Origin of the sequence: Aquibacillus sediminis, assembly GCF_005870085.1 — a bacterium.
In the GTDB taxonomy this organism is placed as follows: Bacteria; Bacillota; Bacilli; order Bacillales; family Amphibacillaceae; genus Aquibacillus_E; species Aquibacillus_E sediminis.
The window spans coordinates 1-11,866 of sequence record NZ_SZNM01000042.1 but is presented as its reverse complement, the minus strand read 5'-3'; the positions used below and the strand labels follow the sequence as shown (position 1 = coordinate 11,866).

8 protein-coding genes are annotated in these 11,866 nt (G+C 40.0%); all 8 read right to left on the bottom strand.

The window, feature by feature from the left end; all coding sequences use genetic code 11:
* Positions 1-297: 297 nt before the first annotated feature.
* Positions 298-1,191 carry a MurR/RpiR family transcriptional regulator gene (locus tag FCI53_RS20325; protein WP_246050173.1) on the bottom strand — a complete coding sequence of 298 codons (894 nt, stop codon included), beginning with the start codon at positions 1,189-1,191 and terminating at the stop codon, positions 298-300.
* A 12-nt stretch (positions 1,192-1,203) separates the two neighbouring features.
* Complete coding sequence (locus FCI53_RS20320) at positions 1,204-2,034, bottom strand: carbohydrate ABC transporter permease (RefSeq protein WP_138420816.1); 831 nt, start codon at positions 2,032-2,034, stop codon at positions 1,204-1,206.
* A gap of 37 nt (positions 2,035-2,071) precedes the next feature.
* Positions 2,072-2,965, bottom strand: coding sequence for a carbohydrate ABC transporter permease (locus FCI53_RS20315; RefSeq protein WP_138420815.1), 894 nt, complete (start codon positions 2,963-2,965; stop codon positions 2,072-2,074).
* Positions 2,966-3,680: 715 nt separating this feature from the next.
* Positions 3,681-5,036 (bottom strand): ABC transporter substrate-binding protein, encoded by a 1,356-nt coding sequence (locus FCI53_RS20310; RefSeq protein ID WP_138420818.1) that lies wholly within the window; start codon positions 5,034-5,036, stop codon positions 3,681-3,683.
* Positions 5,037-5,151: 115 nt separating this feature from the next.
* Positions 5,152-6,072, bottom strand: a complete 921-nt coding sequence (murQ, locus tag FCI53_RS20305; protein ID WP_246050172.1) for an N-acetylmuramic acid 6-phosphate etherase — start codon at positions 6,070-6,072, stop codon at positions 5,152-5,154.
* Between the two features lie 548 nt (positions 6,073-6,620).
* Complete coding sequence (locus FCI53_RS20300; protein ID WP_138420814.1) at positions 6,621-8,579, bottom strand: aconitate hydratase; 1,959 nt, start codon at positions 8,577-8,579, stop codon at positions 6,621-6,623.
* 708 nt (positions 8,580-9,287) lie between these two features.
* Complete coding sequence (locus FCI53_RS20295) at positions 9,288-10,247, bottom strand: formylglycine-generating enzyme family protein (RefSeq protein ID WP_138420813.1); 960 nt, start codon at positions 10,245-10,247, stop codon at positions 9,288-9,290.
* Between the two features lie 14 nt (positions 10,248-10,261).
* On the bottom strand, positions 10,262-11,473 hold the full coding sequence (locus tag FCI53_RS20290) for an ROK family transcriptional regulator (protein WP_138420812.1): 1,212 nt from the start codon (positions 11,471-11,473) through the stop codon (positions 10,262-10,264).
* Positions 11,474-11,866: the final 393 nt, after the last annotated feature.

Sequence of the window (11,866 nt, the reverse complement as noted above, 5' to 3'; positions counted from 1 at the left end):
AGCGGGCTGGGCTTGACGCTTCCACGGCATCATCTATGATCTTAAAAAGTTAAGAAAAGTCTCTGCACGACCAATATTAAACAACTTTTCGTTATTTTGGTGTCCACTTTCTTGACAGAGGTCCACACGATCCGCTTTCCCTCCATTTTTGGTCTTTTTTAGCCATTTAACGGAATGAGGAACCACTTCTTCCCAACTCGCGGTCTCTCATTCCGTTATTTCATCCATGTATCCCCGCCAATTCAGCACTCGTTCCACAGCTTTTACCGAAAACCGGCTTAATGTTGGAATCATCATTCACTCCTGCTTCAAAAACTCCATTGCATTCTTTATTTCATTTAAATACAGAGCTGCTTCTTCATAGTTCCCTGTTACGACGCTAACGAATAAAAGGTCAATCATATGCAATTGGGCCAACCGTGAAGAAGTAGCTCCACTTCTAAATGGGGCAGGTACTTCTCGTGAGGCTGAAATATATAAATGAATGTCCGAATGCTCTACGATTGAAGAATTGCCATACCTTGTTAAACTGATCGTTGTTGCCCCTTTTCGTTTAGCTAGTTCCATAATCTTTACCGTTTCCTTCGTTTCACCTGAAAAAGATATCCCAAATACCACATCATCTTTTGTCACGGTCGCAATATCCATTGCGGCGTTATGAATATCTGTAAACGCTGAGGTTGCCTTATTCATACGGAAGAATTTTTGTTGAGCATCTTGAGCAATGATACCAGATGCTCCAACACCAAATAGGTAAATTTTGCTTGCTCGCTGTAAGGCCTTTACCGCTTGATCAAGGGTTTCATAATTTAAGAATTCGGTTGTCTCCGTGATCGCTCGCAAACTATTATTGGTCACTTTCTCGACAATAGATGTTTGCGATTCCCCTGGTTGAATATCTCGGTAGTTTTCCACCTCCGTTGCTTTATGCAAATCACCAGATATTCTCAGTTTTAGTTCTGGCAACCCTTTTAATCCAAGTGATTTACATAAGCGGATCACTGCGGCACTACTTGTTGAACTTAAATTCCCTAACTCATTGGCTGTACAATGGATGGCTTCATCTGGTTGTTCTAAAATATACGTGGCTAACTTTTTTTCGGAAGGCGGTAATTGATCGATCACTTCTCGTAACATTGCTAATCCACCAGATAGAGATTTTTTTGTTTTTCGTTTTTGTTTTGCTGTCATAGTCTCATCCCTTTACCCTTTAATTGCACCTTCTGTCATTCCTTTGGCAATTCGACGTTGGAAAATCGCATACAAAATAATAACCGGTATTACCGCAATTGTTAGACTCGCAAATAATGTTCCCCAATTATTCGTATATTGCGCTTCATTACTTATAAAATCGATTGCTAATGCTAATGTATAATTCTCTTCGCTTTGTAAGAAAATCAAGGCCATGAAATATTCATTCCAAAACTGAATCGCATTCATGATGGTCACAGTGATTATTCCCGACATGGAAAGCGGCGTAATAATACGGAACAAAATACCATACGGACTCATTCCATCAATCGCGGCCGATTCTTCTAGCGATTTAGGAATCGTCCCCATAAAACTTGTTAACACAAAAATACTGAATGGCAATTGACTAATCGCATAGACGATAGCTAAGCCAAAGATGTTATCTAGTAAATTTAGACGCATTAACAAAAAGAATAGTGGGATCCATCCAAGTACCATTGGAATCATCATCGCAGAGACATATATAGTGAACAACAGGTTACTCCCTCTAAACTTAAGACGCTCAATCGCATACGCTGTTGGAATGGCTAAAACTAATGTTAAAAGCGCACCAACAACTGTCACAATTAAACTATTAAAAATACTTATATTAATATTATATTCCGACCACGCTTGAACAAAATTTTGGAAACCAAATGACTCTGGAAGTCCCCAAGGGTTTGCATATATTTCGGCATTTGTTTTAAAAGAGCCGATAAACATCCAAATAATCGGATATAATACCGCAATCGACCAGATGATTAATGGAATTCTAATACCAGTTTGGGTAATGATACGTTTCACTGCATCTCCCCCCTTACAATTTTATAGAAAACTTTACTTAGTACTCGACTTTTTCTCTGCGCATGAACAATTGCAAAATCAATACCGTAATTAAGGATAAAATTAAAATCATAACCCCAATCGTGGCACCATACCCAAAGTTATATTGAACAAATGCTTGTTGATATAAATAAGACCCCATCACATGTGTAGAATTATTTGGTCCACCACCTGTCATGACTTGTACGATAATAAACGAACCATTTAGAGTGGTAATCACTATATAAAGGATGGACACTTTAATTTGTGGCCAAATAAGCGGAAGTGTCACTTTCCAGAATTGCTGCCATTCGGAAGCACCATCCAATTCTGCTGCCTCATAATAACTTTTGGACACATTTGAAATCCCGCCCATTAGTAATAACAAAAACAAACCAATCCCAGCCCAAACAGAAGGTAGCACCAAACTCGGTAATGCCCATGTTTCATTCCCTAACCATGGTCTTGTCCAGTCTTCTAATCCGAGAAACTCCAACCCTGAGTTCACTAACCCTAAGCTTGGATTGTAGATAAACATCCACAAAATCCCAATCACAACAACAGACATAATATTCGGAAAGAAAAAGATAATTCGATAAAATGGAGCCTCTTTCAGTTTTAATTGTGTTAAAGCAACAGCAAAAAATAAAGCTAATACCATAATGCCAATTACTTTTGTTGCAACGAGAAAATAATCATGGATGATCGTATCTGGAATGATCGAATCATTTAGCAGTTTAATATAGTTACTAAAACCAATGAACTCTTTATTAGCAGAGGAGCCAGACCATTCAAAAAAGGAGTAATACAACCCACTAAACAAAGGATAAAGTGTAAAAATAGAAAACATGACAAGGGTTGGAATTAAACAAAAAGCGAGGAATGTATATTTTTGTTTGTTCGACTGTACCATCCAATCACCCTCTTTCGGAAAAGTTATATTTTTGTTGCTTTTTTATACGTCCGAGTTGATAGAACACCGACGTAACTAATGGTTTTCTCGCTCACTCTTACAAAATGAGTGCTAGTATAGAGCTCCGGAAATACACTACGCTTTCCACGGGCGGCTGATGAGCCTCCTCGCTCGTCCCTCGCTGCGGGGTCTCACCTAGGCCTTTCCTCCCGTAGGAGTCTCCGTGTATTTCCTCCGCTCTTGTTGTGTGCATCGTAATTTTATAGCTTTTTGCTTGATTATACGTACAGAAAATCCCTTTTCTCATAGATAACAATGCACTCAGATTCAGCTATTGGTTTAGGTATTTTATCTGACGTTAAACAGAACACCACTAATAGCGTAGGTAGAATACGTAGACTCCTATGGGAACAGCACGAGCTGAAGATCCACTTGGTAAAGTAAGGAACGTAGGCTAAGTTCGCCACGTCCTGTGGCAACGCCTGCGTGACCAACATCCTATTGGCCCGAGGCCGTGCCCATGGAAAGCGGAGTATTCTACCGAAGCGGTTGTATTACACTCAATTCAAATCAGGATATAAGATAATCATATTAAACTTACGTCGGATTCTATATTTCTTATGACGAAGCATTGCAGAAAACAACCTATTATAGAAAAAGCGGAATGCAAAGACTCACCCTTTGCCTTTACATTCCACTTCGTTCAAATAGTTAGTTATTCTAGTTCACTGCGATATTCTGCTGCAGCCGCTTCTGCTTCTTCAACGAATTCTTCAGCAGTGATATTGCCTAGCATTAGAGAAACAAGAGCATCACTAATTGGTGTTTCAAGATCCGAACTCATTGGATGTGGTTTATGATAAATTTGAACTTGTTCTGGGTCGTTAATCATTTCATTTGCATCGATCAGATATTCTGGAACATTTTCATTTGCAGAGAGATCCACACCTTGAAGGTTCATAATCGCACCTGTATGTTCAGAAAACAATCTTGCATACTCTTTTGTAAAGACAAACTCAACAAATGCTTTCGCTGCTTCTGGATTTTCCGCTTGTTCGGCAATTGCTAGAGGACGCAGGTCTGGAACAATTGCTGCCGGCTCCCCAGCATCATGCATTGGGGACGGGATAAATCCATATTCAAAATCTTCTGGAGTATCATTCGCCATTTCATTCGGTAACCAGAAACCTACCGGGATAAATGCATTGTCATGTAGAAGGAAGTTCATTTGTGACTGTGTATGGTTTAGTGCACCAAAGCCATCATCAATGAAACCTGCTTGTTGCATTTCTTCTACATTTTTCATTACATTTAGGACGGCTTCACTCGTCCATGCCCCTTCTTCCCCTTTAATCACATCAGCAAGAAGCTCATCACCACCTGCAGCACCAAATGCCGGATAAAGGTATCCACGAAGGAAGTAGTATGGATATTGACCAGTCGTTACAAATGGCGCAATCCCTTCTGCATCTTGAATTTCTTCCATCGAATTCATGAAGCTATCAAAATCAGTTGGCACTTCATACCCTTCTTGATCAAACAATGCTTTATCATACCAAGTTCCCCAAGTATCAAATACAAGCGGTAAACTATAAATCTCTCCATCATAGTTAGCTGGTTCAACAATGAAGCTATCTGCAAGTGGTGTACCATCTTCTAACTCTACACCTTGAAGCCAATCTGATAGGTTCATCAACTGGCCATCCTCTACCATTTGTGTTTCACTAGAGCCTGCACCATCAATATAGACGACATCAGGTGGATCTTCAGATACCCAACGTGATCTCATCTCATCATTAATGTTAGGTCCAGCATGTTCGGTAATCGTGACCTCTGGATATTTTTCTTGGAAATCCCCAATCACTTCTTTCCACCAAGAGTCACCATACCCACCAACAAAATATTGAATTTCCAGCTCGCCTGAAATCTTATCCGAACTTCCTTCATTTTCTGTTGTGTTCTCTTCATTCGTGTCTTCTGTTGTTGGATCTTCTGATTCACTTGGCTCCTCGTCATCTGCAGAATTAGATGAGCACGCTGCCATTAATCCGAGCATAAGAATGACTGCCATTAGGAACAACAAAGACCTTTTCGAAAACTTTCTCACATTACTTCTCCCCTTTTTTTTGTTACATGTTTTTTATATTGAAACCAATAACAGCACAAACTGTTATTGGTACTCAAACTTAGGAATGTTGTTGTTGTTTAGCAACTTGAATGGCATTTCGAACATAGCCATTACTTGCTTCAATCGCCTTTCTCGCTTCATCTAAAGAAACCCCCGCTTCAATCATGACAATAGCTGGTTTCACTTCCTTATTAGCACGTTCAAGCATTTCTCCAGCTTTTGAATAAGAAACATTAGTAATTTCCATAATGATTCGCTTGGCTCTTTCCCTTAACTTATGATTACTGGCATGTAAATCCACCATTAGATTTTCATATACTTTACCTAACTTCACCATGACCGTTGTGCTAATCATATTAAGAACCATTTTATGGGCAGTTCCTGCTTTCATTCTTGTTGAACCTGTTAGCACTTCAGGTCCTACCACTACCTCAATTGGACAATTTGCCCACTGACTTATTTGGGCATTTTCATTACAAGATAGTCCTACCGTGTAAGCACCGATACGTTGTGCATATTTCAAAGCCCCAATTGGATAGGGCGTCCTTCCACTTGCAGTTATTCCAATGACAACATCTTTGTCCGTAATACTTTTTTCCTTTAAGTCATTTGCTCCCTGTTTTTCATTGTCTTCCGAGTTTTCAATAGCGTTCGTAAATGCTTCGATCCCACCTGCCATCACGGTTTGCACCAATTCTGGGTCTGTCATAAAAGTTGGCGGGCATTCTGACGCATCTAACACACCTAATCTGCCACTTGTTCCTGCACCGATATAAAACAGTCGCCCCCCTTGACGAAGTGACTGGTAAATATGATCAACAGCAATTTCCACTTGTGGTAACACCGCTTCTACCGCTGCTGCAACTTTTTTATCTTCTTGATTAATCGTTTGTAATACTTCTATAGTAGATAATTGATCCATTTGCATCGTACGTTTATTACGTTTTTCAGTCGTTAGCTTCGATAATTGTTCTACCACGTGTATCCTCTCCTCTTTACGATGTATCAATAAGGTCATTAGATTCAATTATTGCCTAGTGATAAAGTAAAACTTCACTCAGTGAGGGATTTTTGTTCTTCCACCACTGAGTGTTAGTTGAACCATTCGGGGTGTTAGCGTCCGTTTCACTTCATGTTTTGAAGTGGGAGTCTTACGGACGATTGCACCGGGATAAAGTCTAGTCTTCTAAATGGTTGTTTTACATTCTATGTGCACTGAAATTTTTTATTATTAATTTTTTTATTTTTTTGTCACAATGTTTCAATCTACAATCCGCAGTTTGAGATCTATGCGCAACTAATAAACGAATCCAGTTCCATACAGCAAAAAATCCGAACTGTGATTCAAATTCAATCGTAGAATTTGAATCACAGTTCGGATTTTAAAATGTGAAACTTCAATCAGTGAGGAGGTTTTCTTCCCCACTGATTGTTAGTTAAACTGAACCGGACATACACCGGCCCCACTTACCTTCTTTGTTTTGAAGTGAGGGGATTACTGCTAGTTACATGCGCGATCATCTAAATTTATTTATTAGCCGTTTCTTTTCGATCTTTCACCCAATTAATTAAACCGCCTTTCAGCATGATTTCAACTTGGCGGTCTGATAAAGCATGCCGAACAGGTATCGATTGCCCTTTACCTTTCATTTGAACTGAAAACTCATATCCATTTCGAATGTTGTTACGCAAGTTGGTAAATTGGAGAATATCCCCTTGTTCCAACTTCTCATAATCTTCTTCATTGACAAATGTGACTGGTAAAATGCCAAAGTTTACTAAATTTTGCCAATGAATACGAGCAAAATCTTTTACCAAGGCGACGCGAAGCCCTAAATACCTTGGTGCAAGCGCGGCATGCTCTCTGCTCGATCCTTGCCCATAGTTAAAACCTCCAACAATCGCATGGCCACCTTGGTCTCTTAATTTCATGCTTTGATCATAATAGCTGTCATCAATCATCTCAAAGGTAAATTTACTAATTTCTGGTAAATTACTTCGATATGGAAGAACCCGCGCACCACCTGCTAATATTTCATCAGTAGAGATGTTATCACCCATTTTCAATAAAACCGGTACTTCTAATGTACTTGGCAATTCTAACATCTCAGGGATGGAAGCAATATTTGGTCCCTTTTCTAACGGCATTTGCCGGGCTTCTTCGATTGCTAATGGTTGATCTAATAAATTCGTGTCCACTTTAGGGTTTTTCGGTAGTTTTATGTCTGGGTACTTGATCTTTAACTTCCTTGGGTCTGTAATTTCACCCGTTAACGCAGAAGCTGCCGCTGTCTCTGGACTAGATAAGTAGACACTATCTTCTTTGGTTCCAGACCGCCCAGGGAAATTACGCGGTGTTGTGCGTAAACTGTTCCTTCCTGTCGCAGGTGCCTGCCCCATTCCAATACAACCATTACAACCTGCTTGATGCAGACGACTTCCTGCAGGAATAAGATTTGCCATATATCCCTCATTGACTAAATTTGTTAACATTTGCCTTGAAGTTGGATTAATATCTAATGATACGCCATTAGCCACCTGTTTATTTTTCACCATTTCCGCAACAATGGCAAAATCACGAAATCCTGGATTTGCCGATGAACCAATATACGACTGATAAATTGGCTCCCCTTCGACCTCACGCACTGGCACGACATTACCAGGACTTGATGGTTTGGCTACAAGCGGTTCTAATTTAGAAAGGTTAATCTCTTCTTGTATGTCATAGGTTGCACCAGGATCTGCTTTCAGTTCGATCCAATCCTGTTCACGATTTTGTTGCTTTAAAAACTTTCTTATCTTTTTATCGGAAGGAAAAACCGTACCTGTTGCACCAAGTTCCGCTCCCATGTTCGCGATGACGTGACGATCCATCGCCGATAATCTTTTTACACCTGGACCGTAATACTCAATCACTTTACCGACGCCACCTTTGACGTCATGACGGCGTAACAATTCTAATATGACATCCTTCGCACTAACCCAATCTGGTAGGGAACCAGTTAATTTAACTCCCCACACTTCAGGCATTTTTACGTAAAACGGTTCTCCAGCAATCGCCATTGCTACGTCAATACCACCGGCCCCCATTGCGAGCATCCCCATACAACCATTGGCACAGGTATGACTATCCGATCCGAGTAATGTTTTACCTGGTTTTGCTAGACGTTGCATATGAACAGGGTGACTAACCCCATTTCCTGGTCGACTATAGTACAGTCCAAATCTTTTGGTTGCACTTTCTAAAAATAAGTGATCATCAGGATTTTTGTTATCTTCTTGGATAAGATTGTGATCGACATATTGGGCAGAAGCCTCTGTTTTGGCATAATCCAATCCCATTGCCTCTAGTTCTAACATTACCAGTGTACCTGTTGCATCTTGTGTTAACGTTTGATCAATTGTTAGTCCAATCTCCTCACCAGGGGTCATTTCCCCTGCTACTAAATGATCCTTTATTAATTTTTGTGTAACATTTAAAGCCATTAAATAGCCTCCTTTTATTCCCTAGTAGGAAATGATTATGAAAATGTTCATGGTGACTAAGGGCTTCCTTGGACTACACTTTCTTCACACAATTTGTATACCTCTTCAACCATTTCATTAATCTAATAATTTATTAATTTAACAAACTAGTAATGAGTGTATGGGGGAAAATGCCTAAATATGTATTTATGTGATTATTATTCTGCTGATTTTCTTCCTAACTGATTGATCTTGGTACACCGTTTATCTAAGATTCGGTGGGTGTATACCCTGCGAGTCTTCTCTCGGTCGATTCGGAGTATTTTTCTGACTGAATCTACCGTGACGGGGGCTCTCTCGGTTGATTCGTTCACTTTTTTCTGCTGAATCTACCGTGACTGGGCTTCTCTCGGTTGATTCGTTCACCTTTTTCTGCTGAATCTACCGTGACTGGGCTTCTCTCGGTTGACTCGTTCACCTTTTTCTGCTGAATCTACCGTGACGGGGGCTCTCTCGGTTGATTCGTTCACTTTTTTCTGACTGAATCTACCGTGACGGGGCTTCTCTCGGTCGGTTCGATCGTTTTCCCTTATATGTAATTCTACTCAGAGTGGAGCAAACCGCACGTTAACAAAAATAAAACGCTCAGAAGCATCCTGAGCGTTCAATTAGTTTTATATTTTGTTTCACAATCAGACAGGGATAACTATCCACCCTTATCTGTAGAGCTTATTCAACCACATCCGTCACACACCGAAAACCTATATTTCCTGTCGAACTATCCGCGGTATTGGACGTGCGTGCTGCGACTCTGTATCGATTACAATAGGATTTATGGCAAAGATAGGAGCCGCCTCGCATTACTTTTGACTCACTCTTATGTTTTGTTTTTGTGACTGAATGGTTTGTTGACCAATCGTCAATACACCATTCCCACACATTTCCTGCTACTTGATACAGTCCGTATCCATTCGGCGGAAAAGCTGTCACAGGTGCTGTTCCTATATAGCCATCCTCTTCGGTATTTTCGCGTGGGAAATCACCTTGCCAAATGTTACAGTAATGCTCACCATTTGGGGTCAATTCATCCCCCCAGGCATAACGCTTTTGTTCTAGACCACCACGAGCAGCGTATTCCCACTCTACCTCTGTCGGTAACCTTTTTCCTGCCCATTTACAATAAGCTAAAGCATCATTCCATGATACATGAATAACTGGATAATCCATGCGATGGTCAATGGTTGAGCCTTCCCCTTCTGGTTGATACCAAAAAGCACCTTCTAAGGCAAACCACCAAGGCGTTCCTGGGACCTGTTGAACTTTATGTTTATGCTTGGGATCAATAAATTTATAAAACACAAATGACCAACCAAATTGCTCTGCTTCTGTTTTATAACCTGTTTCAGTAATAAATTGAGCAAATTCAGCGTTAGTTACGGTATGTTGATCGATATAAAAAGGTCTGACTTTCTCTTTTCTCACTGGACCTTCCCCATCTTGTGGAAAGCCTTCTTGATCATCCGTCCCCATCAAAAATTCGCCACCAGGTAAATAAATCATCTTTTCTTTAAACCGGATCTCATTGCTAGTTTGCTTTACGAATGATTCCGGTGTCTTGTGTTTGTCCATATTTGATTGTTCCCTGCTTGCAGCACAGCAAGAGCACGACTGTTTGTCTGCATTCTTCATCTTCCCACCCCTTTTTATACACTTACATTAAAAAACGTATCAAAGATTAATACAGATGCTCCTATTGCAACTGCATCTTCTTTCAGTTCCCCTTTCCCAAACGAAACGTCTTCAGGATGATATCTATAAATATATTGCTTAGCTGTTTCCATTACTTTTTCATAGTATGGAGGAAATTCATGCATTAATATACCACTTAAAATAACTCGATCAGGATGCAGCACATTGATAATATTGGCTAACCCAACCCCGTAATAGTAGGCTGATTTCATAATGACTTCTCGAACTAGACGATCATTCTGTTTTAAAGCCATAAGTACATGTTCTATTTTACTATTTTCCATCTTTCCATTAACGAGTTCCAGTAACATAGATTTTTTTCCTTGCTCAACCTCGTCTTTCACTTCTTCTAAAATTGATTCTAACGAGATAAAGGAAGATAATGTCTCACCAATGGAATCTGATTCACTACCTGTATGTATGATCATTTGTCCGAACGAACTAGCATCACCTGTTTTATTTTGCACAAATTGCCCATTATTTAAAATGCCACAACGCAACCCTATTCCACTTATACAATATAAAATATTTTCGTGCGGGATTGTACTATGATAATACTCACCAATCGCAGCTACATGTGCCCCATTTTCTAACAATACTTTTTGAGGAAACACCTTTTTCAACTCATCAACAATCGCGACATGTTTCCATCCTGTAGCAGGAAAATAATCTGGTTCTAATATAATGCCATTTTCTCGATCTAATGGCCCTACTGCTCCAATCCCAATTCCTAACACATCATCGTCTGTTAAACGATGCTTCTGCAACATTTCCTCAAGCGTACGTTTGATCAAATCAATGGTATAGACTGGGGTATGTTGTGCTGTCATTGGAAATGATACACGATCAATCGGAGTGAGTGCCAGATTAACTAACATGATTTTTGTATGGGTTCGCGACAGATCGATTCCGATCATATAGTGATGCCGCGGGTTAATTTGATATAATGCAGGTGGCCTGCCCCCACTTGATTCATCATACCCATTCAACTCAATTAAATCCCATTCAAGTAATTGTTCCAAAATACGAACCATTGTTGTCTGTTTCAAGTTGGTGCGTTCGATCAACTTCCCTTTCGTTATCGGACCATAGCGATGTATCGTTTGATAGACATGTTTAATATTTATATGTTTACTTGATTTTCCTTGTAAAAATTCTTTCAGCACTTGGATCACCTAATCATTTATTTTTAATTGAACGTCTACTTTTTCGAACTGGTTTACTGCTATTTTTTTGCACATAAGCTGCATACTGCGCAGTAACGTGTACTGGTTTATGCTTTTGAACAGATCCAGGGCACGTTTAGCCCGTAATCGTGTACTGGTTTGATGCTTTTGAGCTGATCCAGGGCACGTTAGATCGTAATCGTGTACTGGTTTTATGCTTTTGAGCAGATCCAGTGCACGTTTAGCTCGTAATCGTGTACTGGTTTGATGCTTTTGAGCTGATCCGGGGCACGTTTAGCCCGTAATCGTGTACTGGTTTTATGCTTTTGAGCTGATCCGGGGCACGTTTAGATCGTTATCGTGTAGTGGTTTTATGCTTTTGAGCTGATCCGG

Coding starts and splice junctions, on each gene's coding strand:
- FCI53_RS20325 (WP_246050173.1), bottom strand. CDS start 1,191: ATGACAGCAAAACAAAAACGAAAAACAAAAAAATCTCTATCTGGTGGA.
- FCI53_RS20315 (WP_138420815.1), bottom strand. CDS start 2,965: ATGGTACAGTCGAACAAACAAAAATATACATTCCTCGCTTTTTGTTTA.
- FCI53_RS20310 (WP_138420818.1), bottom strand. CDS start 5,036: ATGGCAGTCATTCTTATGCTCGGATTAATGGCAGCGTGCTCATCTAAT.
- FCI53_RS20300 (WP_138420814.1), bottom strand. CDS start 8,579: ATGGCTTTAAATGTTACACAAAAATTAATAAAGGATCATTTAGTAGCA.
- FCI53_RS20295 (WP_138420813.1), bottom strand. CDS start 10,247: ATGAAGAATGCAGACAAACAGTCGTGCTCTTGCTGTGCTGCAAGCAGG.